Origin of the sequence: Ochrobactrum sp. SFR4, from assembly GCF_019730395.1 — a bacterium.
GTDB lineage: Bacteria > Pseudomonadota > Alphaproteobacteria > Rhizobiales > Rhizobiaceae > Pseudochrobactrum.
The window spans coordinates 1-267 of the sequence record NZ_JAAPBB010000837.1 but is presented as its reverse complement, the minus strand read 5'-3'; the positions used below and the strand labels follow the sequence as shown (position 1 = coordinate 267).

Annotated in this window: 1 protein-coding gene; it reads right to left on the bottom strand. The window is 51.7% G+C overall.

What is annotated here, in order from left to right:
- On the bottom strand, positions 1–267 hold a 267-nt coding region (locus HBA93_RS21430), incomplete at both ends, for a KUP/HAK/KT family potassium transporter (protein ID WP_221724599.1).

Below are 267 nucleotides of genomic sequence, written 5' to 3'. Positions count from 1 at the left end.
AATGGATGCCCAGCCGCCCTGATGGACTTTCACCAAATTGGCGCTGAAGAACATCAGATCAACCACAGCAAATCCAATGATCGGCACCAGCACAACCGGCAGGCTCCATTTCCACAGACGGCGCATCACAAAAAACAGCAGTGTGGTCGTCACCAGCATATTGCCGGTTACCGCAATACCATAGGCTGCGGCCAGATTGCTGGATTTTTGGAAAGTCACCACCAGCAGGATCACTGTAATACCAAGCAGCAGATTAATGCGCGGCAT